Genomic DNA, 24642 nt, shown 5'->3' with positions numbered 1-24642 from the left:
ATGGCATTCGATTTTTTGGTTCCCGTTAAGGATAAAGTTTTGGCATACTCGGAATTGTTGCCACCACAATCCCTTGGAAAAAGTATTCATAAACATACCGCGCAAAAGGGGTTTCCCGTTTTTGCAAACGCTACAGTAGCCATTTTTGGCGTATTGGAATCCAGAAATGCGGTGGAGAAAAAACCAATACCATTGGATGTTGATGAAATACGAATTCAATTGTATCGATTGATGAAGGGGAATTGGGATGCCACCATATTGGATATTGGAGATGTAGAAGAAGGTGAGACCATTGAAGACACTTACTTTGTGGTTAAAGAGATTGTGGCCGGTCTTTTGGATGAAAAAATTATACCTATTATAATAGGTGCCACCCAAGACATCACTTTTCCAACCTACAGGGCCTTCGATAAGATTCGTGATATGGTCAATCTGGTGTGCATTGACAGCAGGTTTGATTTTGGTCAGGCAGATGAATTGATTTCTTCGCATTCTTACATGAGCAAAATCATAACGGACAAACCAAACAATCTTTTCAACTTTTCCAATATAGGTTTTCAGAGTTACTTCAACGCCCAAGAAGAATTGGATTTGATGGAAAGACTTTTCTTTGATGCTTACCGATTGGGCGATATTGCAGCGAATATTTCTCTGGCCGAACCCGTTTTGCGCAATGCCCATATTGTGAGTCTGGACCTTACTTCTATACGGGCCAGTGAGATGGGTATGGGGAAAAGCTTTTCACCCAATGGATTCACGGGTCGTGAGATATGCAGTATAGCACGTTACGCAGGTCTAAGTGATTCGGTATCCGTTTTCGGCATTTATGAAGGCGATAACTCCCACCAAGGTTTTCAGATGATTGCCCAGATTATCTGGTATTTCTTGGAAGGCATTACTTTTAGAGTAAAAGAACGTCCCACATCCCAAAGTGAAGACTTTACCAAGTTTACCGTACCCACCGATACCGAGGAGCTTATCTTCTACAAAAGCCACGTAACGGAAAGATGGTGGGTAGAAGTGCCTTCAATTTTACCAGAACATACTAAAACAAATTCACCAGCGTTATTACCATGCACCGAAGAGGACTATTTGGAAGCATGTAATCAAAATATTCCTGAACGGTGGTTCAAGGCTTACAGAAAAGGCCTTAACTAAACGAATTAATTTTAATGGATAAATTGTTTTTGTACAATAATTTGTGTGAAAAACAGTTTTGAAAATATGAATTTGCATTGCGCAGCCTACAGAAATCTAAATCGAATAATTTAACCTAAAGTATGAGAAAGCTATTCTTTTCATCTCTGGCACTTGTTTTTTTACTGACTAGTTGCGGTTCTAAATCAAGATCAAAAGGTGAACTAGTTGGGGTAAAGGGTAAAAAATGGTACCCAGAAAAACCCTATGGAATGGAATTGATTCCCCGTGGTTCCTTTGTCATGGGTAAAGCGGAAGAAGATCAAGCCAAGGTACAGAACGCACCAACGCGTACCGTTACCGTCCGTTCATTTTACATGGACGATACAGAAATTACTAACAGTGAGTATCGTCAGTTTGTAGAATGGGTAAAGGATTCCATTACAAGAACAAAATTGGCTATCCTAGCAGATGAGTTGGGATTGGGAGCCGAAGACGATGGAATTGGAGAGTATGCTTTTAAAGATACCGACACTACTAAGATTTCGGTATATGAAAGGTATATGTTGGATAACTATGCTGGTCTTGGTGAGACGGGTTATGAAGGACGTGCTCTGGATAAAGACGTTGATCTTGTTTGGGACACTTCAGAATATCCTGACGAGTATTATGCTGAGGTAATGGACTCGCTTTACATCCCAGAGGAAGAAAGCTATAATGGTCAACGTACCGTAGATGTTACCAAATTAAAGTATAAGTACAATTGGATGGACATCGAGGCTGCAGCTCGCGCGAAGAACAGTAGAAGAAAAGATTTTATTAGACAAGAGGAATTGGAAATCTATCCAGACACCACGGTTTGGATTAGGGACTTCGAATACTCTTACAACGAGCCTATGCACAACGATTACTTCTGGCATGACGCTTATAGTGACTACCCTGTTGTGGGTGTGAACTGGATGCAAGCCAAAGCGTTTTGTAATTGGAGAACCAAATTCAAGAATGACGACCAAAAAAGTAGAGGTAGACAATTTGTAAATCAATTCAGATTACCTACAGAAGCTGAATGGGAGTATGCTGCTAGAGGTGGTATTGAAGGAGGTACTTATCCTTGGGGTGGTCCTTATGTAATCAGTGATACTGGTTGCTTTATGGCCAACTTTAAACCACAACGTGGAGACTATGCGGCAGATGCGGCTTTATATACCGTAGAGGCAAAGTCTTATGAGCCTAATGAGTACAACTTGTACAATATGGCAGGTAACGTATCGGAGTGGACAAGCTCAAGCTTTGATCCAGGAGCCTACGAATATCTTTCAACCATGAATCCAAATGTTGGTTCAGGACAAAATCAGAGAAAAGTAATACGTGGAGGTTCTTGGAAGGATGTTGCTTATTTCCTTCAGGTGAGTACCAGGGATTATGAGTATCAAGATTCTGCGAGAAGCTATATTGGCTTTAGAACAGTACAAGATTTTATGGGAGAAGAAGACTCTACCAACGGACGTAAAGGTCTTCCCAACTAAACATAAAGAATAGAAGATAGTATTTTAACCAGTAACCAAATACTTATTATATAACTTAATTAAAACTAGAATTATGGCACAGTCAAAATCAACAAAAAAACTGTTTAACATGGCCTACGGGCTTGGAGCATCAGTGGTAATTATTGGTGCACTATTTAAAATCCTTCACTGGGAGTTTGGACCCCTTACAGGTGGTTTGCTTCTTGCTGTAGGTCTTATTACTGAGGCATTAATTTTCGCCATCAGTGCATTTGAACCAGTAGACGACGAGTACGATTGGTCTTTGGTTTATCCAGAATTGGCCAATGGTCAATCTAAAGGAAACAAGAACGACGTGAAGCAAGCTCAAGAAGCTGAAGGTCTTCTTTCCAGAAAATTGGATGACCTATTGAAAGAGGCTAATATTGATTCTGAGCTTTTCTCAAGTTTGGGTGAAAGCATCAAAAGTTTCGAAGGTGCAGCTAAAAACATAGCGCCTACTACGGATGCTATCCAGCACACTAAGAAATACTCTGAAGAATTGTCTCACGCTGCTGCTCAAATGGAATCTTTGAACAGCTTGTACAAAGTTCAATTGGAAAGTGCTAGCCGTCAAGCTTCTATCAACGAGGAAGTTGTACAGAACGCTGGTGCATTGAAAGAACAAATGGAGTCTTTGGCTACCAACCTTTCTTCTTTGAACGGCGTATACGGAAATATGCTATCTGCCATGGGTAGCAGAAACTAATTGGGGTATTGATTGATATACCAAAACCCAAATCAAATTAATTATTAATTCTAATTAGATAAAAAACATGGCAGGAGGAAAACAAACACCACGTCAGAAGATGATCAACCTTATGTATTTGATCTTCATCGCGATGTTGGCCCTGAATATGAGTAAAGAAGTACTCGCCGCTTTCGGTCTTATGAACGAAAAGTTGGAGACTTCTAATACTAAAATGACCGCAAGTAACGAAGGTTTCCTTGAAGGGTTGGCTACCAAGGCTTCCGAGAATGAGGAAGAGTATGGTGTGCTTTACAAAAACGCCCAACAGGTAAAAGAACTTTCGGATAAGTATAACAGCTACTTGGAGACTATCAAAAAAGGCATGGTTGAAGGATTGGAAGATCCTAAGGATTATGTTGTAATGGATAAGTCAGATTATCTAGATAATTTATTTTTCCAAGGAGATAACTTGAAGCCTGAAGGAGAAAATTTCTTGAAGCAAATTGAAGGATACCGAGATGGTGTAGTCAATGCTTTGCCTAAGGACAAGTTTAACGGAATCAAGGAGTCTGTAAAAACTAGATTCGCTACAGGTGATGGTAAAAAAGATGATGGTAAAGTTGAGAAAAGAGACGGAACTCGTCAAGATTGGATTAACTATCATTTTGAAGGATTTCCTTTAGTGGCTTCATTGACCAAGATCACACAACTTCAAGCAGACATCAAAACTACTGAACAGGAAGTATTGAAAAGCTTATTAGAAGGTAACTTGACTGCTGCAGTTAGTTTAACAAACTTCCAGAGTTCTTTGGCTGCGCCAAAAACTGCATATTACACAGGTGAGAAGTATGATGGTAAAATCATTGTTAGCAAGACTGACAAGACTTCCACTCCTGTAAAAGCTGAATTGACTTTGGACGGAAGAAAATTGACTGACGGTAAAGACTATGTTCTTGAAGCAGGTGGAATTAAAATGTTGATTGGTGCTGGTGCTGCCGGTGATCACGAAATCAAAGGTACCATGTACTTTATGCAGGATGGTAAAGAAGTTCCTGTTGAAGTGAACAATGTCTTTGCTACAATTACTAAGCCTAATGCGGCTGTAATTTCTGCAGATAAGATGAATGTGGTGTATCGTGGGGTTGCTAACCCAATGACGATTTCTATTCCTGGTATTCCTGACAATAAAGTTAGAGCTTCTGCTGCTGGTCTATCCAAGAGAAGTGGTAGTAACTACATCATGAATCCTGGAAAAGGAAGAACAGTTACCATTACAGCTTCTGGTACATTGCCAGATGGTAAAGGAATTTCAACCAAGTCTGAGTTTAGAATCAAGGATATTCCAAGACCTAGCGGAACCGTACGTGGTGAGGCAGGTAGCGTGAAAATGCCAAGAAGAAACCTTGAGATTTCTACCATCAGCGCTATGTTGGAAGACTTTGACTTTGATTTAAATCTTTCTGTTGGAGGATTTAAGTTCAAGGTGCCAGGTCAACCTACCATCGTAGTAAAAGGTAACAAATTGAACGCTCAAGCCAAATCTGCCCTTAAGAGAGCCAGAAGAGGTGATGCCGTTCAGATTTTTGACATCAACGCATTCATTACCAATAACAGAAGCTACAAGTTGAAGAAAGTTTCTCCAGTGGTAGTGGAGCTTACAAACTAAAATAAAGTATACTGAAGATCATGAATTGGAAAAATGTATTCGTAATTGGAGCTTTAAGTCTTTTGCCCGTATCAATGATGGCTCAGGCAAACATTCTAAATGCCAAAATGCCAGATGAGATTGGTAAAAAGACTGAAGCACAAATCGCACAGGATGCGGACGAGCCCTTAGCTTATGGCTATGTGGACGACCGAGATATCCTTTGGTCCAAGACCACTTGGGAAATCATTGACCTGGACGAACGTGTAAACTTTCCCCTATACTATCCTACCGATACCATTGGTATTGGACTAGATAGAAGGTCGTTGTACCATGTTTTGATGAAAAACATCAGAAATGGAAAACTGACAGAAGTATATGCAGATTCCTATTTTACGGAAAAGCGTGTATTGGATGACTTGTCAGCCACCTTACAAAAAGTGGATACAACTGACCTGGGATACGAACAATTGAATGCTGGTGAACAGATTTCTGCCGAGTTTATCAACCGAAGAGATTTGACCGCTGCTGATATTGAAGAGTATCGTATTAAGGGAATCTGGTACTTTGACAAGCGTCAAGGAGAATTGAAATATAGACTATTGGGAATTGCTCCCGTAGCACCAGACGTAAACTTTATTGACGACGAGTCCGTAGACCCGGGAGAAAATAAAGTAGAGTTGTTCTGGGTTTGGTATCCTGCAGCAAGACAGATCTTGCACGATGCCAAGGTGTATAACCAACGTAATTCTGCACGTCCCATCTCTTTTGATATGCTCTTGAACGCAAGACGTTTTAATGGAGTAATCTATAAAGAAGAGAATGTTCACGGTGACCGTGAGATAGACGATTATATTTTTGACAATGCACTGTTCCAACTCTTGGAAGCCAATAGAATCAAAGAAGTGATTCGCGACCGGGAGCAGGATATGTGGGCGTACTAATGAAACCCAACCCTTTGAAGTCTTTAACAAAAAAGGGATGATGGTTGAATTATTCCGAACTTGTTTCGGAATCCCACGAAAAATAATTTTCCAATTCAATTCATACAACGCCGCACTTTAGTGCGGCGTTTTTTTTGCTCAATTTTGTTGTTTTGACTTGGCGCTTATTGAAAAGAAAAAATCTATGCTAGGTCTAGATTTCTCAGTCGTTTCACTCTTTCGAAATGACAAAAGGAAAACTATTGTCACTTCGAGCGCAGTCGAGAAGTCTTATGGTGAGGCCAGGGAGTTGAAGACAAAGCGAGAAATCTAAATATAATCTCCCCAAGCCCATTGTCAATCTACATTCTATATCAATGAATCTTGAATGGTATTTTCGATTAAAATTCCCGAACTTCACTTACTTATGCTGAACTTGTTTCAGTATCGGACGATATAGCCCATTGAAACGGAGCCATATCTTTATCGTTAGCAGCAATTACCGTAATGCCAAGTAAAACGGAAATCAAAGAAAACATTTTGGCAATTTGGAAAATTTCAATTCTTTCCAAAAAATGCCTGAAGTACTCTTATTATTTGCACAAACCCGATTCGCCGGAAGAATTGGATTATTTGAATAATTCGAGGGATTTTGAATTTGTTAGGCATATTATGTGGAGAAATGCCGTAATCGAATTATCTAAGCTCGTGAGTGGTTCTTCAAAAAGGGACAAATACAACATATTTCATTTCATCAAGAAATTAAAAAAGGACCAATATTTTGGTGGGTTTGGAATTGCTGAAGAGAAAATCAAAGATTGGGAGAATCGACTAGAGGAAAATAGGGAGACTATTAATATCGTGTTATCCCTTAGAGACAAAGTATATGGACATACGGACAATAAAAAATCTAAGGAAAATCTAGACACTCCAACCTTTGAAAAAACGGAAAAGCTTTTACAAATTATCGATAATGTAATTCAAGAAATTTATTTAACTGTGTTTGACAGTCATGCCGATATTGAAAGTTCCCACATCTATGAGAATCTCTCTGGAATCATTAAAATCCTTGCTGCCGAAAAAAAATCACGAAGAGATGGATTAATGGACTTGATGAAAAATAAAAAATAACTGCAGCTAACAAGGTGTATAATTAATTGCGGTCGGAATTTCCAAATGAAAATTCCTGCAATCAATTATTTTTAGATCCAGGCGGACATTGTCCGTTGGAAAAGTCCGTAACTAATCATACACAAGACCGATAAGTGCAATTATTTTCCGTCCTGATGGTTTGCTAAGCTGTAAATGAATCGGCTTACAATATTCAACATCTACTCGAGATTCCTACTTTTGCCCTATGTTAGATTATTTGGTAGTGGGTTGTGGTTTGGCTGGAATTTCCTTTTGTGAGGTTCTGGAAAAGAATGGAAAGTCCTTTCATGTGGTTTCTGATAACTCCCAACAAGCATCCTTAGTTGCAGGAGGTCTTTATAATCCGGTAATTCTAAAACGGTTTACATTGGCTTGGAACGCTAGGCATCAGATGGATTTAGCCATGCCTTTCTATCAAAAGTTAGAAGAAAAACTCCTAGTAAAGTTAGATTACAAACTTAGGGTTTTACGACTGTTTGCTTCCGTAGAAGAGCAAAATGGATGGTTCGTTGCGGCTGATAAATCTGGCTTGGATTACTTCCTTTCCACAGCTATACACCAAAATCTAAATCCACATATTGATGCGCCATTAGGGTTTGGAGAAGTACTCCACACGGGTAGGGTGGATACCCGCACACTTCTTAGGACTTATTCGGAATATCTCACCAAGAAAAGTTGGTTTACGCATGGAGCATTTGATTTTCCCCAATTAAACATAAAAGAAGACCATATCAACTATAAACAAATACCAGCGAAACAAATCGTATTTGCAGATGGTTACGGGCTTAAAACCAATCCATTTTTCAGCTACTTGCCCCTAAATGGTACAAAAGGCGAATTGTTGACCATAAAAGCGCCAGATTTAAAGGAAGAATCCGTGATAAAATCTTCGGTATTCATAATTCCTTTGGGAGAAGACCTGTATCGTGTGGGTGCTACATACAAGTGGAAAGATAAGACCAATGAACCTACCCAAGTATCAAAGGAAGAGCTGCTTACAAAACTGAGAAGCTTTCTAAAATGTAATTTTGAGGTGGTATCCCATGTAGCTGGAATTCGTCCCACCGTAACCGATAGAAGACCTTTGGTAGGTCAACATCCCGTTCACAAGAACTTATATTGTTTGAATGGGTTTGGTTCTCGAGGTGTTCTTATTGCGCCTTATGCGGCAGGCCAGCTTTTCAACTTTGTAGAAACAGCAGAACCTATAAACTCGGAAATGGACCTGAGCAGGTTTACATTAAAACACTATCAAGAAGCTTCTTTGAGCTCTTGAGGTTCATATTTGACAAAAAAGTTTATCCAGATATTTCGGGATAACCGAATAATGACGGGCATAAAAGCAATTAAGGTCAAAACAATGGCAATAAAGGTGTTGAGCAAATTCAGACCAATAAAGAGAAAAGAAATCACAAAGGCAGCCACGGCAAAGGCGACCCCAACCCCATAACTCACATACATGGCTCCATAGAAAAAGGAGGGCTCAATCTTGTACTTGAGACCACAATGGGAACAACGCTCATGCATTTTGAACAATTTTCCAAAAGTATACGGGTTTTTGTTGGTATACATATGCTCTTCATGGCATCTAGGACAACTTCCTGTTAAAATACTGTAGAGTTTAGTTCCTTTTTTTAACATTTGCAGTGCTTTTGTCAAAGGTAAAAATTGTAGCAATGGTTACCGCCGAAAATTATACCAAAAGCTGATTTTAAGATAATGAATTCTTATTAGGAGTATGCTTAATGTCCACAACCTTTCAGTCGCTTTTGGGGGAGAATACCTTTTTGAAGAAATCGCATTCCGTTTAAATGCGGGCGACCGTGTAGGTCTTATAGGCAAGAACGGAGCTGGTAAGTCAACACTACTTCGATTGCTATCCAAAGAACAAGAACCAGATACCGGTTCCATCGCCATTGAAAAGGGAACTCAAATAGGTTTTCTTAAGCAGGATATTGATTTTGAGCAGGGAAGAACGGTATTGGATGAAGCTTATCAAGCGTTCAAAGAAATTAAATCTCTGGAGGTTGAGTTAGAGCATATTAATCATCAACTAGCCGAACGAACCGATTATGAAAGTGAGTCGTACAACCAATTGATGGTAGACCTCACCGAAGTGACCCATCGTTATGAAATCATAGGAGGATACAATTACCAAGGAGAAACCGAAAAGGTGCTTCAAGGTTTGGGATTCAAGCGCGAAGACTTTACTAAAGTAACCGATACGTTTTCCGGCGGTTGGCGTATGCGTATTGAATTGGCTAAACTACTCTTGGAAGATAATGATGTATTGCTTTTGGATGAGCCCACGAATCATTTGGATATTGAATCCATAATTTGGTTGGAGCAATTTCTAAAGGGTTATTCAGGAGCAGTTGTAATCGTATCGCACGATAAAATGTTTTTGGACAATGTTACCAATAGAACCATTGAGATTTCTTTGGGACGGATTTATGACTACAATAAACCCTACACAAAATATTTGGTCCTGCGGTCTGAGATTCGTGAACAACAGCTGAGCGCGCAGAAAAATCAGGAAAAACAGATTCAACAAACAGAAAGACTCATTGAAAAGTTCCGTGCTAAGGCTTCTAAGGCTTCCATGGCACAGTCACTCATCAAAAAATTGGACAGAATTGACCGGATTGAAGTGGATGAAGACGACCATAGTGTGATGACCGTTCGGTTTCCAGTTTCTGTTAATCCAGGCAAAGTGGTAGTAACCCTTGAGGATTTGTCCAAAAATTACGGGCCAAAGCAGGTGCTTCAGCATATCGATTTGTTGGTTGAACGAGGGAGTAAAACTGCATTTGTAGGTCAAAATGGACAAGGAAAGACAACATTGGCAAAGATCATTGTAGGCGAATTGGAGCATGAGGGTTCGGTAAAATTGGGGCATAATGTTCAAATTGGATACTTCGCCCAGAACCAAGCTGATTATTTGGAGGGTGATAAGACCATTTTGGATACCATGATTGATGCCGCCAATGAAGGTAATAGGAGTAAGGTCCGCGATATCTTGGGTTCTTTCCTATTTAGGGGAGATGATGTCGAAAAATACGTAAAAGTGCTCTCGGGAGGCGAACGGAACAGATTGGCTTTGGCTAAAATGCTGTTACAACCATTCAATGTGCTTATCATGGATGAGCCAACTAACCACTTGGATATAAAATCCAAGAATGTATTGAAGCAGGCTTTGCAAAGTTTTGAAGGAACCTTGATTTTGGTGTCACACGATAGGGATTTTCTTCAAGGGCTTAGTAACAAGGTGTATGAGTTCAAAGATGGAGGTATAAAAGAATACTTGGGTGATATTGATTTTTACTTGGAGCAGAGACAAGCTGAAGATTTTCGAAAAATAGAAAGGAAGGATGAACCACAGACCGAAAATAAGTCTGGCCCAAAGGAAAACGACTATCAGCTTCAAAAACGATTAAAATCCCTAAAAAACAAACTTAGTGGGGTAGAAAAGAAAATTGCATCTCTGGAAAAGGAAATTGCAGAAATAGATCATGATTTGCTGATGAATTATGATGCAACGATTGCCAAAGAAGGCTTTTTTGACTCTTATGAAGGAAAAAAGAAGCTATTAGAAGAGTTAATGGGGGACTGGGAAACGCTCTCGGAAGATATGGAAACCCTCAAGCAATAATAAATTTTATTACCAAACAACAGATTTATTGTACTTCACAACAGATTTGCCTTAGGTCACACATTAATTTTTGTAGGTTTTTTCTTTCTTGTTTGATTTGTAGGTGAATTCTTATAAATCTAAATAAGGAACCAAGAATGAAACTAACCTCACTCAGCCTTATTACATTATTTTCCCTAGGCGTTGTTTTTGCAAAAGATAAAATCAATTCCAAAGAGAAAAAGGTGCTAGTAGACCTTTTTGAGAGTACCAATGGTACTAAATGGAGCACTCCATGGGACCTAAACTCTCCTGTAGATACTTGGAAAGGGGTTATTATAGAAGACAATCATGTTGTAGCAATAAACCTTTTCAGAAACAACTTGGAAGGTACTTTGCCATCCAGTTTAGGCAGATTAAGACATCTGCAACATTTGAATTTGGCTTTTAATAGTATTACAGGGGTTTTGCCAAAGGAGATCGTTGAGCTGGAAAATCTACAAGTACTTAGATTGGAGATGAACCGGATTAAAGGAAACATCCCTCAGGAAATAGGACAACTCAAAAAATTGCAGGTGTTTTCTATGTTCAATAATTTTTTAAATGGACAAATACCAGAAGGGTTTGGAGAGCTGACGGATTTAAAAGAATTAAACCTTTCCAGCAATAATTTAAAAGGAGCGATACCGAAGTCTTTAGGAAATCTTTCCAAATTAGTGGCCCTAGGACTATTTGAAAACAGTTTGGATGGGGCTATTCCCGCTGAACTCGGAAATCTGGGAAAACTGAAAGAATTGGTTTTGGCCAATAATCAATTGGGTGGTGAGATTCCTATGGAATTTGCACAATTGAGCAACCTAAAAATACTTCAGCTCCAAAACAACCGATTCGAATCGTATACAGGGATTCGAGCCATGGATACAAAACAATTCTTGGTTTTTGATACGGACGATAAAAGTCTAAAACCAAGATTCAATCAGATACAACTGCAACGCACGCGCATGGCAGACACAAAATTCGAAGATGATAACGATAATGAGTAGTTAGTTATACTTTAGTTTGTTTGGTTTGGGGATACAGGCGTGTATCCCCATTTTTTGTTTCACGATTTTACATAACACATAAACATTTATGAAATATTTAACCAATACCCCACTATCAAGACAATAGATTTGCACTGAACTAATCAGCTCTACATGCGCAAAACTATTCTTTCTGTACTTCTCGGGATTGCGGTTATTTTTATTGCCTTTGTTCTCTCAAGACTTATTGTCAATAGCCGAGAAGATAGACGTCCTAGACCTCAAAAAGTGGTCAAGACCGTATTCGTGGATACCGTTGCTAACGGGGAAGTCCCAATAGTCATATCAGCCAATGGCAACCTTGTGGCAAAACGCCGGGTGGAGCTGTTCGCTGAGGTTCAAGGGGTTTTCAGGCCTGGGGCAAAAGCGTTCAAAGCTGGGCAGCCTTATCGCTCAGGCCAGACTCTAATTCGCATTGATGCTTCTGAATATTATGCTAGTGTACAATCGGCCAAAAGTAACCTGTTCAACTTGGTAACTTCAATAATGCCAGATTTGCAATTGGACTACCCTGAACATTTTGCAAAGTGGCAAGAATACTTGATGAGTTTTGATTTGGAAAAATCAACTCCTCCACTTCCTGAGGTTACCTCTGAGAAAGAAAAATATTTTATCACTGGAAGGGGTATTTATACCAATTACTACAACGTCAAAAACTTAGAACAGCGATTGGCAAAATATGGTATTGCAGCTCCATTTTCAGGTGTACTGACTGAGGCATTGGTCACAGAAGGTTCTCTTGTTCGCGCAGGACAGAAATTAGGAGAATTCATAGAAACCGGAACGTATGAGCTTGAGGTTGCCGTACCTAAAACATATGCTGATTTTCTAAGGGTTGGTAAAGCGGTGAGCTTAACCAATTTGGATAAGACCCAACAGTACGAAGGAAAGGTAATCCGAGTCAATGGGCGCGTGGACCAGACCACACAGACTATAACCGTATTTATTGAGGTGAAAGGTGATAACTTAAAGGAGGGTCAATATTTAGAGGCCAACCTTAATGCCAGAACCGAAGAAGTGGCTATTGAGATAGACAGGTCGCTTCTATTGGAGAATGATAAAATATTCGTTGTCCGTGATACCATTTTGGACATCATTGACGTAAACCCAGTGTACTTTACAGATAAAAAGGTGGTTTTAAAAAATGTTCCGGATGGTGAGACCATAGTTTCCAGACCTGTTTCTGGGGGCTATGCTGGTATGTTGGTCAAAGTTTTTGGGGCACCTAACAATGAAACTGTGGCAAAATGAAAAAGGTAATTTCATACTTTATTAAATATCATGTTGCCGTAAATGTCATTATCATTTCGTTTTTCATTTTCGGTATCGTAGGCGCACTTTCGCTAAAATCTTCATTTTTTCCACTTACCGAATCAAAAAATGTATTGATTAACATTACTTATCCTGGCGCATCTCCCCAAGAAATTGAGGAAGGGATTGTTCTCAAAATAGAGGATAACCTTAAAGGTTTGGAAGGGGTAGACCGGGTGACTTCAACCTCTTCAGAGAATTCAGGTTCTATTAATGTTGAAATTGAAAAAGGGTATGACATAGATTTCATGCTCTTGGAGGTAAAAAATGCGGTTGATAGGGTACCCACGTTCCCAACCGGAATGGAACCTTTGGTTGTTTCCAAGTTAGATGCTGTACGTCAGACCATCAGCTTTGCAGTAAGTGGGGAAAATATTTCGTTAGCGACCCTTAAGCAAATAGGGAGACAAGTTGAAAACGACCTTAGGGCAATAGATGGAATCTCCCAAATTGCCATTTCCGGATATCCTGAAGAAGAAATTGAAATTGCGGTCAATGAGAACAGTTTATTGGCCTATAATGTTTCCTTTAATGAAGTTGCGCAAGCAGTAGCAAATGCCAATCTATTGGTCACGGGGGGCAATATTAAGACCGATGCTGAGGAATACTTGATTCGGGCCAACAACCGGTCATATTATGGAAAGGAACTCTCTAATGTTGTTGTCAGAGGTGATGTTTCAGGTCGTACCATTCGACTCAAGGATGTCGCTGAAGTTCGCGATCGTTTCTCCGAAACACCCAATGCTTCTTACTACAATGGAGACCTTGCCGTAAATGTTACCATAACCAGCACAAATACTGAAGACTTAATTGGTTCTGCCAAAAGGGTAAAAGAATATATTGCAGAATTCAATGAGAAATATAATAATGTACAATTAAATGTGGTAAGTGACCTATCGACCACTTTAACGCAACGAACCCAATTGTTGACTGAGAACGCCATTATGGGAATGATTCTAGTACTGATTTTTCTCAGTCTCTTTCTCAATACGCGTTTGGCCTTTTGGGTCGCCTTCGGTTTGCCTGTGGCTTTCTTGGGCATGTTTGTATTTGCCCCTATGCTGAACGTAACGATCAATGTGCTCTCACTTTTCGGAATGATCATCGTCATTGGTATATTGGTAGATGATGGGATTGTAATTGCTGAAAATATTTATCAACACTATGAAAAGGGTAAAAAGCCCATTCAGGCTGCAATTGATGGTACTCTGGAAGTGATTCCTCCCATAGTTTCAGCTATTATAACCACAATCCTGGCATTTTCTATTTTCCTTTTCTTGGATGGTAGGATTGGGGATTTCTTCGGAGAAGTTTCCGTGATAGTCATCTTAACATTAGTGGTCTCATTGGTCGAGGCATTGATTATACTTCCCGCTCACTTAGCCCATTCCAAAGCATTACGAAAGCAAAGTAGTGCTCCAAAAACGGGAATTGCCAAAGTATTCTCACAGTTACGTGTCATCAACAAAATGGGTGATAAAGCCATGGCATGGATGCGCGATAAATTGTATAGCCCTGTCTTGCATTTTGCTTTGGAGTATAAGATGTTAACCTTTTCCTTCTTTGTACTGGCACTGTTTCTCACCTTTGGCTCCATTGGTGGCGGAATAATCCGTACAGCATTCTTTCCAAGAATTGCAAGTGACCGGGTTGCCGTAGAGCTTTTGATGCCCAACGGAACCAATGAAAAGGTGACCGATTCTATCATAAGTTTGATTCAAGAAAAAGCAGCAATTGTGAACCAAGAGCTCACCGATGAATACTTGAAAGGTTCCGAAAAAGAACTTTTTGAGAACATGATTAAAAATGTTGGGCCGGGTTCATCAGCCGCTACTCTGGTAATTAATCTGCTTCCTGGGGAAGAACGCCCCGATGCTATACGAGCCGATTTGGTTACCAGTAGGTTGCGCGAATTGGTTGGCCCAGTATTCGGAGTGGAAAGTCTGATTTATGGTTCGGGAGGAAACTTTGGTGGGGACCCCGTTTCGGTTTCTCTATTGGGGAATAATATTGAAGAACTTAAAGCAGCCAAAACTGAATTAAAAGGGGCCATGGTCAGTAATTCTTTATTAAAGGATGTTGCGGATAACGACCCTGCAGGTATCAAGGAAATTCAATTGGAACTTAAGGATAACGCCTATTTATTGGGCTTGGATTTGCGAAATGTCATGACCCAAGTGCGTTCAGGTTTCTTTGGCACACAAGCGCAACGCTTTCAAAGAGGTCAAGATGAAATACGTGTTTGGGTACGATATGATCGTGAGAATCGGTCTTCGATATCGGACCTCGATGATATGCGCATTCTTACCCCTTCAGGCTCTAGGGTACCCTTAAAAGAAATTGCCGATTATAAAATACAGCGGGGTGATGTAGCCATCAATCACTTGGATGGTCAACGTGAAATCAGGATTAGTGCAGATTTAAAAGACCCCGACAATACCAGTGCACCAGATATGTTGGCTTGGATACGAAATGATGTGATGCCCGAAATCCAATCGAAATATCCAACGGTTGCAGCATCCTACGAAGGGCAAAACCGTGAACGAAACAAATTGACAAATTCTTTGAACTTTGTAGGTCTGGTTGTTTTGTTCCTAATCTACATTACGATTGCTTTTACGTTTAGAAGCTTTAGTCAACCCTTGTTATTGCTGTTATTGATTCCATTTAGTTTGACAGCAGTTTCATGGGGCCATTGGATTCATGGTTTCCCAGTAAACATATTGTCCATGTTGGGTATTATTGCCCTCATAGGTATTATGGTTAATGATGGCCTGGTACTTATCGGAAAGTTCAATGGAAATTTAAGACTTGGGATGAATTTCGATGAAGCTTTATACGAAGCGGGCCGGTCGAGGTTTAGAGCTATATTTTTGACCTCGGTTACTACCATTGCTGGTCTTGCTCCATTATTGTTGGAAAAGAGTCGTCAAGCCCAGTTTTTAAAACCTATGGCGATTTCCATTGCTTATGGCATTGGCTTTGCAACCGTGCTTACTCTGGTAATGCTTCCTATTTTCTTATCCTTTAGCAATAGTGTTAAAGTAGGTACGAAGTGGTTGAGAACTGGAAACAAAATCAGTAGGGAAGAAGTAGAGCGTGCCATTAAAGAACAACATGAAGAGGCGTATCTGTCTGAAAGTGTTGTTGCCTCAGAAAATGGGCAATCAAATAATAATCCCGTTAAAAACAAATCTCAAGAAGAATTAGAAGAGATATTATGATGCAGAAAAACTACCTGCCCACCCTCTTAGTATTATTTTTGTTTACATGTTCTTTGTTTTCCCAAGAAGTGCTTACCAAGCAAGAGGCTATCAAACTGACGTTAGAGAATAATTTGGGAATTCTCATCGCGGAAAACAATGTTGAAATCGCCGAGAACAATAAAAGTGTTCTTAATTCTGGATTTCTGCCTAGTATTACTGGTACGGCCGGGGCGAACTACCAACGCGACGATTCTACTTTTGAATTTCCGGGTCAGTTCTTAAATGATGGAGAAGGCAATGTTCTTATTGATGATGATGGACAACCTGTTCCACGCCCAGATGCCGACTTATACAAGGCGGAAGCACAGCGCTATAATGCCAGAATTACGGCAGATTATGTATTGTTCGATGGTTTGGGTAGATGGTACGACATGAAAAGATTGAAAGAAGAGTACAACCTATCCTCCTTACAGGCCAGAGAGACTTTGGAAACAACCATTATTCAGTTATTTAGTGTGTATTTTGAAGCTGCCAGGATTTCTGAAAACATTACAGTGCTTGAGCAGACGTATCAAAATACCAAAAATCGGCTGCAGCGAGCAAACTACAGTTTTGAATTTGGTCAGGTCAACAAACTAGATGTTTTGAATGCCGAAGTTGATCTCGTAAACGATAGTATCAATGTCATGAACGAACGACAACTGCTGGAAAATACGCTGCGTGATTTGAACATTGTTCTAAATTCTGATTTGGAAAAAAAGTTTGCGGTAGATACGACCATTACATTTATCAACGAATTACAGTTAGAAGATTTTGCCTCACAAGGAGAGCAAAATAATGTCAGGATGCTTCAGGCCAAATCAAATATTGCCATTAATGACTATACGCTGCAATCTGCAAAGTCGGTTTTTCTTCCTACCATCGGTCTTACAGGCTTTTATGGATGGAACCTTAATAATAATGCTCCTGGTGCTTTCTTCCCTGGGGTAACTGTGAACAACCGAAGGAACTTTGGTCTTGGCGCAACCTTGACCTGGAATCTTTTTGATGGCGGAGGTGGAATTACCCAAGTTAGGAACGCCAAAATCCTGTTGGAATCCCAAGATGCGCTTCAAACGCAAATTGAATTGGAAGTAAAGCGCGATATAGCAAATGCAAAAGGAGATTTTCAAAACCGTTTGAAGGTTTTTGAACTGCAACAACAAAATGTAACCACGGCAACCGATAACTATAAGCGCTCCAATGAGCGCTATAAGTTGGGTCAAATCACTTCAGTAGAGCTTCGTCAGGCACAAATCAACTTATTGAATGCCCAAACCAGTAAGAATTTGGCAAAATACAACGCCAAACTGGCCGAGCTTCAATTATTGCAGCTTACAGGTCAATTGCTGAACGTCTCCATTTAATTTGTCAAGAAGATGTTGGAACACTTTTTCCAGTGCCCATACTGTTGGGAAGAAATATCATTTTTATTAGATACATCCGTTTCAAACCAAACCTATGTTGAGGATTGCGAAGTGTGCTGCAACCCTATTGAGGTTAATTGCAAGTTTCAATATGATGAATTGACATTTTTCGAACCTTCCGTCCTTGGTCAATAGTATTTGTTCAAAAATTTAAACAAACAAAAATTCAGTATCCTATAACTTTTTAGTAGATTAAGTCAATAATTACTAAAAAGATACTTCTAGGAATGCAGATAATTGAAAATGCTACCGTTTACGATGCCATTATTGTAGGATCGGGAGCTGGAGGTGGCATGGCAACCAAGGTACTTGCCGATGCAGGTTTAAAAGTTGCCGTTGTTGAGGCCGGACCTTTTTTCGACCCTGCCGACCCAAAACAAAAAACCCAATTAAAATGGCCTTGGGAATCTGAACGTAGAGGGGCAAGTACACAATTCAGGCCATTTGGTGACTTTGATGCTGCCTATGGCGGTTGGGACATTGAAGGTGAACCCTACACGCATAAGGATGGTACCAAATTCGATTGGTTTCGGTCTCATATGTTGGGTGGACGTACCAATCACTGGGGTTGAATTTCCCTTCGTTTTGGCCCAAAAGACTTCAAGCATAAAGATGTAGATGGGTATGGAGAAAACTGGCCAATTAGTTACGAGGATATCAAACCCTATTATGACCGCTTGGATAAACTGATTGGTGTTTTTGGCACCAATGAAGGACTTCCCAATGACCCTGATGGTTTTTTTCTTCCACCCCCAAAGCCTAGGTTGCATGAACTTTTTTACATTCAGGGAGCTAGAAAATCCAACATTCCGGTTTACCCATCCAGAATGTCAATGTTGACCAAAAAAATCAATAAAGAACGTGGCGTATGTTTTTACTGTGGTCAATGTAGTCGAGCGTGTAGTGTCTATGCTGATTTCTCTGCTGGTAGCTGTTTGATTTTTCCAGCCCAAAAGAGTAGAGGACAAGTGGACTTGTTTGTCAATTGTATGGTCCGTGAAGTAACTGTGGATGGAGAAGGAAGGGCCACAGGGGTTTCTTATATCAACAAGGAAGATAGAAAAGAATACAAGTTAAGAAGCAAAGTGGTTATTCTGGGTGCCTCGGCATGCAGTACGGCAAGAATACTTCTAAATTCCAAAAGTACCCAACATCCTAATGGTTTGGGAAATAGTAGCGACCATGTAGGGAAATATTTGCATGATTCTACAGGTGCGGACAGAGCCGCGTTTATACCTGGGCTAATGAACCGCAAAGCTTCATACAACGAAGATGGGGTTGGCGGAATGCATGTCTATTCACCCTGGTGGGGGGATAATTCCAAACTTGATTTCCCTAGAGGGTATCATTTAGAGATCTGGGGAGGTATGGGTATGCCAAATTATGGTTTTGGCTTCGATGTGAATGCCTTCAATAAATTCTTTGGAACCAAGGTAGGGGGATATGGAGATATGTTACGAAGTGATGTAAAAAAATATTGGGGAGCAGTGGTTGGAGTATCATCTCGGGGCGAGTCGATCTCTCGTAAAGACAACTATTGCGAGATAGACCCTTCGACAGTGGATGAGTGGGGTATTCCTGTTTTACGCTTTCATTATAAATGGTCAGATTTAGAACGAAATCAGGCCAGGCACGCCCATAATACTTTTGAAGAAATTTTGACCAATATGGGAGGTGAACTTTTAGGTGATAAGCCAGGAAAGGATCAGGATTATGGATTACAAACCCCAGGCCGTATTATCCATGAAGTGGGCACTACCCGTATGGGAGATAATGCCAAAACCTCAGTGACCAATAAGTTCCAACAACTACACGACATAGATAATGTTTTTGTAGTTGATGCTGGACCTTTTGTATCCCAGGCAGATAAAAATTGTACATGGACCATTATGGCGCTGTCTTGGAGGGCTTCTGAATACATAGTAGACCAATTGAAAAAACAAAATCTATAATCATGGATAGAAGGAAAAGTATTAAATCGATTGTGCTAGGTTCTGTGGCTACAGGTTTGGTGGCCAATGGGTGTAAACCAGGTACGAAAAATCCAGAAATTGCTACCAAGGAACCTGAGAATGTAGCCTGGCGGACTCCTCTAGAGAATGAAATCATCAACGAAATTCAGGGTGAGGAGTTTTTCAATGCACATGAACGAGAAACTCTAACAGTGCTCTGCGACTTAATTCTACCACCCAGTGACCAGTTCAAAGGTGCATCTGATGCAAAGGTTGTAGATTTTATAGAATTTATGGTGAAGGATCACATACCCTTTCAAACAGATTTTCGAGGAGGATTAATGTGGCTGGACCATAAGTGTAATACAGAATTTGGACTGGAGTTTAAATCATGCACAGAAGATCAGCAGAAATCCATTTTGGATTCAGTAGCCTATTATGATCCAGATATTCCAATAGAAGAGCGTCCTTTTGAAGTCAATTTCTTCTCTATGGTACGTGATTTGACAATAACGGGCTTTTATACCTCTAAAATGGGTATTGAAGAATTGGGGTATAAAGGAAACATGCCCAATGTTTGGAATGGTGTCCCAGAAGATGTGCTAGAACAACATGGCGTTGCCTATGAGGAGGAATGGTTGGCCAAATGTATAGATCAAAGCAAACGAGGTATCATTGCTGAATGGGATGATGATGGGAATCTCATTACTTGAATGACTTAATTAAAAAAGGTTCACAGTTTATATGTGAACCTTTTTTTAGTAGCGGGGACTGGACTCGAACCAGCGACCTTCGGGTTATGAGCCCGACGAGCTACCTACTGCTCTACCCCGCGATATAGGACGGCAAATATACAACTCTTTTAAACATATTTCCAAATTAGTGAGACCTTGATTTGAAAAGCTAAGCGAATTCAAATCAAAAGGTCGAACTAATGCTGAGCGAAGTCGAAGCATCTTTGATATTCCTTATGAGGTTGTAAGTCTTGATTTGAATTGTATATCTTCGAATTATGGAGCAACTCAATGATTTTTTGGTAAACGCCATATCTGCAACCGAATGGCCCATGTTTATCTTACTGATTGGCGGGGGCCTTTTTTTGGTACTATATTCTAAAGGATTACCGTATCGATTTTTTGGCCATGCCATTGCAATCACAACCGGAAAATATGATGATAAAAAAGCAAAAGGAGATGTTAGTTCGCTTCAAGCGCTATCTGCCGCAGTTGCTGCTACGGTTGGACTTGGGAACATCTCGGGAGTTGCCATAGCCATTCATGATGGAGGTCCAGGAGTGGTTTTTTGGATTTGGATGACTGCGCTGATAGGCATGTGCATCAAGTTCTATTCATGTAGCCTATCTATAATGTTTCGGGGAGAAGATTCGGATGGAAAAATGCAGGGAGGCCCCATGTTTTATATAACCAAGGGCTTGGGAAAAAAGGCAAAACCTCTGGCCATCTTTTTTAGTATTGCAGGTCTGTTTGGTTTTCTGGGCGTATTTACTGCAAATCAGTTTACAGAGACCTTTATGAGTGTGGTAGTTCCGGAAGAAACCCTGATGGCTTTGGGAGGAACAGAAACTGACCCCTTGTTCAATTGGAAATTGACCATAGGAGTTGTACTAGCTATTATTTCATCATTTGTGATTTTTGGAGGGTTAAAGAACATTGCCAAAGTAGCTACGGCCATTGTGCCATTCATGGTTGCTGTCTATCTAATTGCAGTTGTTGTGGTAATGGCTATGAATGCTACCCAAGTACTTCCTGCATTAAAATTGATCCTTTCAGAAGCGTGGAATTTTAAAACCATTGTTACAGGAGGTTTTTGGGGTTTGGTGATTATTGGAGTGCGGCGTGCCATGTTTTCCAATGAAGCGGGATTAGGTAGTGCTCCAATGTATCATGGGCAATCCAAAAATGACGAGCCCATTCGAGAAGGCCTGGTAGCTATGCTCGGGCCCTTTATTGATACGATTTTGGTTTGTACCTTTACCGCGGTAGTCATCATTTTAAGTGGTGCTTACTTGGAGGATACTAGTGGGATTGTAATGACATTGCAGGCATTTAGGGCTACTTTGGGAAGTTTTGGAGATGATTTACTTATGATTATCGTTTCTGCTTTTGCCCTTTCTACACTGTTCACCTATTCTTATTATGGGGTAAAGAGCCTTTCCTTTTTGACCAACGCCAAAATAGGTAAGCTATATAATATCTATTTTGTGATTATGATTGTATTTGCTGCTATTGCTTCATTGGAAGTGGTTAAAAACCTAATTGACCTTTCTTATGCGCTAATGGTGATTCCAAACATGATTGCCGTTTTGTTATTAGCCCCCAGGGTGAATCAAGCGGCAAAAACATATTTTACTAAAATGAAAGAACAACGTGCATAAATCAGGATTTGTAAATATTATTGGCAATCCCAATGTTGGGAAATCAACCTTTATGAACGCTATGGTGGGGGAGAAGCTCTCCATCATTACTTCAAAGGCCCAAACCACGCGACATCGGATTTTTGGAATTGTCAATGGCGATGATTTTCAAGTAATTTTTTCAGATACTCCGGGAATCATTAAACCAGCATACGAATTACAATCTTCCATGATGGATTTTGTAAAATCTGCGTTTGAGGATGCCGATGTGCTGATTTATATGGTTGAGATTGGGGAAAAAGGGCTTAAAGATGAGAACTTCTTTCAAAAAATTTCAAATAGCCAAATCCCGGTTCTTTTATTATTAAATAAGATTGATACTTCAGACCAGACCCATTTGGAAGAGCAGATACAATACTGGCAAGGTTTGCTCCCCAGAGTAGAAATATTCCCTATTTCTGCATTGGAAAATTTTAATGTAAAAGAAGTATTCAATCGTATTTTGGAGTTATTGCCAGAAGGACCTGCGTATTATCCCAAAGACCAACTTACCGATAAACCAGAGCGTTTTTTTGTGAACGAAACCATTCGCGAAAAAATCTTGCTGCATTATAAAAAGGAAATCCCATACTCGGTTGAGGTGGAAACAGAAGAGTTTTTGGAGGATGATAAAATCATCAGGATTCGTTCCGTAATTATGGTGGAACGTGATACTCAGAAGGGAATTATCATTGGCCATAAGGGGAGTGCCCTTAAAAAAGTTGGAGTGGAATCCAGAAAAGACCTAGAGAAGTTTTTTGGAAAACAGGTCCATATTGAGCTCTATGTTAAGGTAAATAAAAATTGGCGCAGTAATTCAAGGCAATTGAAACGTTTTGGTTACAATAACTAAAGCTTTTTTTAGTGTTTGAATAACTATTACTTTATGTTCGGTTTAGACCTTCCAAGGAAATTTAAACCAAACAAAATGAAGAATTACTTTAGACTGCTACTCCCCACATTTTTAATTTTAACCTGCTTTTCTTGCGAAAAAATCGACGACTTTCTAGGCGATGGAGGTTCTGATGATGATCAACCTATAGACGATACTCCTGTAATTGCGACAGTAGATTTCAGTTCTATAAATACCTTTCCTGTAGATGGTGAGGATTCTGCTGAAATCTCAGCTTATGATCCCCATACGGAAAGATTGTTTGTGACCAACGGCGCTTTGGATGAGGTTACTGTTTTTGATATTTCGGATATTAACGCACCATCACGTATCGGCTCTATAAACTGTCCTATCCCTGGCTCACCAAATAGTGTTGCTGTAAGCGATGGAATGCTTGCCGTCGCCGTAAGTTCTCCAAACGGACAAGAAAATGGCTTTGTGGAGTTTTTTGATACGACCACATTAAATGAAATAGGTATTGTGCAAGTAGGTGTATTACCTGATATGGTGACCTTTACTCCCAATGGGGAATATGCATTAACGGCAAATGAAGGTGAACCCAATGATGATTATACCATTGATCCTGTCGGTAGCGTCAGCATTGTAAAGTTATCTTCCATGGAAGTGACTACCTTGGGTTTTGAGGGGTTCAATAGTCAAGAAGAGGAATTGGAAGTCAGAGGTTTTAGGGTTTTTGGGCCAGGTGCGGACCTAGCTGCGGATGTTGAACCAGAGTTTTTGACTATTTCTAATGATGGTACAAAGGCATGGGTTACCCTTCAAGAAAACAACGGGGTTGCCGTTGTGAACTTGTCAACTATGCAAATTGAAAGTATTATTCCTTTAGGATTCAAAGATTACTCTTTGGCAGGAAATGAAATTGACCCTAGTAACGAGGATGGGAGAACAGAATTGAGAAGTGTTCCTGTTTTTGGAATCTACCAACCTGATGCTATTGCCTATTACAGTGTTAATGGAATGGATTATGTAGTTACCGCCAATGAGGGTGATGCGCGAGATTATGATGGTTTTTCCGAAGAAGAGCGGATGGCAGACTTGATTTTCGATGAAACCGTTTTTCCTGATGCCGAAACATTGCAACTAGATGAGAATTTGGGAAGATTGCAATCAACTACCACATTGGGTGATACCGACGGAGATGGGGATTTTGACCAACTCTATAACTATGGTGCAAGGTCCTTTAGCATATGGTCTGGACAAGGTCAGCTGGTGTATGACAGCGGAAATGATATTGCAGAAATTACCTTGCAATTAACGCCCGACGCATTTAACGGAGGTGATAATCGAAGTGATGACAAAGGTGCCGAACCCGAAGCGGTAAGCATCCTTCAAATTGGAGAGCGTCAAATTCTGTTTGTAGGCTTGGAACGTAATAATCAGGTTTTGGTTTATGATATTTCAAATCCAAGTTTTCCCGAATTCATTCAAATATTGGCTACCGATGGTGATGTAGGACCCGAAGGAGTTCTTCCTATTGCCGCGGAAGATAGCCCTACTGGAAAGGATTTGTTGGTTGTGAGCAATGAGGTAAGCGGTACAGTGACCATTTATGAAAACAACTAGACTAGTTTCTTCA

General features: G+C 40.1%; 18 protein-coding genes, 1 tRNA gene and 1 pseudogene. 18 read left to right on the top strand and 2 right to left on the bottom strand.

The annotated features are described in order from the left end of the window. The 7 genes from ACOKFD_RS09415 to ACOKFD_RS09385 all read left to right on the top strand — a co-directional run bounded on the left by ACOKFD_RS09415 (window position 1) and on the right by ACOKFD_RS09385 (window position 8368). Window positions 1–1158 (top strand): formimidoylglutamase, encoded by a 1158-nt coding sequence (locus ACOKFD_RS09415; RefSeq protein ID WP_298997365.1) that lies wholly within the window; start codon window positions 1–3, stop codon window positions 1156–1158. A 122-nt stretch (window positions 1159–1280) separates the two neighbouring features. Next, window positions 1281–2663, top strand: coding sequence for a gliding motility lipoprotein GldK (gldK, locus tag ACOKFD_RS09410; protein ID WP_422860976.1), 1383 nt, complete (start codon window positions 1281–1283; stop codon window positions 2661–2663). Window positions 2664–2736: 73 nt separating this feature from the next. Next, the gene (gldL, locus tag ACOKFD_RS09405) at window positions 2737–3390 is read left to right on the top strand and encodes a gliding motility protein GldL (protein WP_422860975.1); all 654 of its coding nucleotides are present in this window, start codon (window positions 2737–2739) and stop codon (window positions 3388–3390) included. A 67-nt stretch (window positions 3391–3457) separates the two neighbouring features. Beyond that, a complete protein-coding gene (gldM, locus tag ACOKFD_RS09400) occupies window positions 3458–5038 on the top strand; it encodes a gliding motility protein GldM (protein ID WP_422860974.1) in 1581 nt (526 codons plus the stop codon). 20 nt (window positions 5039–5058) lie between these two features. Next, the gene (gene gldN / locus ACOKFD_RS09395; RefSeq protein WP_422860973.1) at window positions 5059–5961 is read left to right on the top strand and encodes a gliding motility protein GldN; all 903 of its coding nucleotides are present in this window, start codon (window positions 5059–5061) and stop codon (window positions 5959–5961) included. Window positions 5962–6447: 486 nt separating this feature from the next. Next, window positions 6448–7071 (top strand): hypothetical protein, encoded by a 624-nt coding sequence (locus ACOKFD_RS09390; RefSeq protein ID WP_422860972.1) that lies wholly within the window; start codon window positions 6448–6450, stop codon window positions 7069–7071. A gap of 226 nt (window positions 7072–7297) precedes the next feature. After that, complete coding sequence (locus tag ACOKFD_RS09385; RefSeq protein ID WP_422860971.1) at window positions 7298–8368, top strand: NAD(P)/FAD-dependent oxidoreductase; 1071 nt, start codon at window positions 7298–7300, stop codon at window positions 8366–8368. On the opposite strand, the gene ACOKFD_RS09380 is transcribed toward ACOKFD_RS09385, so the two are convergent. Beyond that, a complete protein-coding gene (locus ACOKFD_RS09380; RefSeq protein WP_422860970.1) occupies window positions 8344–8733 on the bottom strand; it encodes a DUF983 domain-containing protein in 390 nt (129 codons plus the stop codon). The genes ACOKFD_RS09385 and ACOKFD_RS09380 overlap by 25 nt on opposite strands. Window positions 8734–8830: 97 nt before the next feature. Here ACOKFD_RS09380 and ACOKFD_RS09375 point away from each other — a divergent pair, with 97 nt between their 5' ends. The 8 genes and pseudogenes from ACOKFD_RS09375 (at window position 8831) to ACOKFD_RS09340 (ending at window position 20453) form a co-directional block, all read left to right on the top strand. Next, window positions 8831–10744, top strand: coding sequence for an ABC-F family ATP-binding cassette domain-containing protein (locus ACOKFD_RS09375; protein WP_298997382.1), 1914 nt, complete (start codon window positions 8831–8833; stop codon window positions 10742–10744). Window positions 10745–10881: 137 nt separating this feature from the next. After that, entirely contained in the window at window positions 10882–11766 is an 885-nt protein-coding gene (locus ACOKFD_RS09370; RefSeq protein WP_422860969.1) for a leucine-rich repeat domain-containing protein, read from the top strand. A gap of 153 nt (window positions 11767–11919) precedes the next feature. Next, a complete protein-coding gene (locus ACOKFD_RS09365) occupies window positions 11920–13056 on the top strand; it encodes an HlyD family efflux transporter periplasmic adaptor subunit (RefSeq protein ID WP_298997385.1) in 1137 nt (378 codons plus the stop codon). Next, entirely contained in the window at window positions 13053–16340 is a 3288-nt protein-coding gene (locus tag ACOKFD_RS09360; RefSeq protein WP_422860968.1) for an efflux RND transporter permease subunit, read from the top strand. Before ACOKFD_RS09365 ends, ACOKFD_RS09360 begins: the two co-directional genes overlap by 4 nt. Next, window positions 16337–17728 (top strand): TolC family protein, encoded by a 1392-nt coding sequence (locus ACOKFD_RS09355; RefSeq protein WP_422860967.1) that lies wholly within the window; start codon window positions 16337–16339, stop codon window positions 17726–17728. The genes ACOKFD_RS09360 and ACOKFD_RS09355 overlap by 4 nt, the downstream gene beginning before the upstream one ends. A 12-nt stretch (window positions 17729–17740) precedes the next feature. Continuing rightward, window positions 17741–17923: a CPXCG motif-containing cysteine-rich protein gene (locus tag ACOKFD_RS09350; RefSeq protein WP_422860966.1), complete on the top strand. Its 183-nt coding sequence runs from the start codon at window positions 17741–17743 to the stop codon at window positions 17921–17923. A gap of 92 nt (window positions 17924–18015) precedes the next feature. After that, a pseudogene (locus ACOKFD_RS09345) lies at window positions 18016–19740 on the top strand (GMC family oxidoreductase). 2 nt (window positions 19741–19742) lie between these two features. Then, window positions 19743–20453 carry a gluconate 2-dehydrogenase subunit 3 family protein gene (locus ACOKFD_RS09340; RefSeq protein WP_422860965.1) on the top strand — a complete coding sequence of 237 codons (711 nt, stop codon included), beginning with the start codon at window positions 19743–19745 and terminating at the stop codon, window positions 20451–20453. 49 nt (window positions 20454–20502) lie between these two features. Here the strand turns inward: ACOKFD_RS09340 and ACOKFD_RS09335 are convergent. Next, window positions 20503–20575: transfer RNA gene (locus ACOKFD_RS09335), tRNA-Met, on the bottom strand. A gap of 177 nt (window positions 20576–20752) precedes the next feature. Between ACOKFD_RS09335 and ACOKFD_RS09330 the strand changes: the two genes are divergently transcribed. The 3 genes from ACOKFD_RS09330 (at window position 20753) to ACOKFD_RS09320 (ending at window position 24629) form a co-directional block, all read left to right on the top strand. Beyond that, window positions 20753–22135, top strand: coding sequence for an alanine/glycine:cation symporter family protein (locus tag ACOKFD_RS09330; protein WP_422860964.1), 1383 nt, complete (start codon window positions 20753–20755; stop codon window positions 22133–22135). Continuing rightward, window positions 22128–23006: a GTPase Era gene (gene era, locus ACOKFD_RS09325; protein WP_298997395.1), complete on the top strand. Its 879-nt coding sequence runs from the start codon at window positions 22128–22130 to the stop codon at window positions 23004–23006. The genes ACOKFD_RS09330 and era overlap by 8 nt, the downstream gene beginning before the upstream one ends. A 75-nt stretch (window positions 23007–23081) precedes the next feature. Further along, on the top strand, window positions 23082–24629 hold the full coding sequence (locus ACOKFD_RS09320; protein WP_422860963.1) for a choice-of-anchor I family protein: 1548 nt from the start codon (window positions 23082–23084) through the stop codon (window positions 24627–24629). Window positions 24630–24642: the final 13 nt, after the last annotated feature.

It is taken from the genome of Flagellimonas ulvae (genome assembly GCF_049333175.1).
GTDB lineage: Bacteria > Bacteroidota > Bacteroidia > Flavobacteriales > Flavobacteriaceae > Flagellimonas.
Note: the sequence above shows the minus strand (reverse complement) of the source record. Positions and strands in the feature narration are given on the sequence as shown.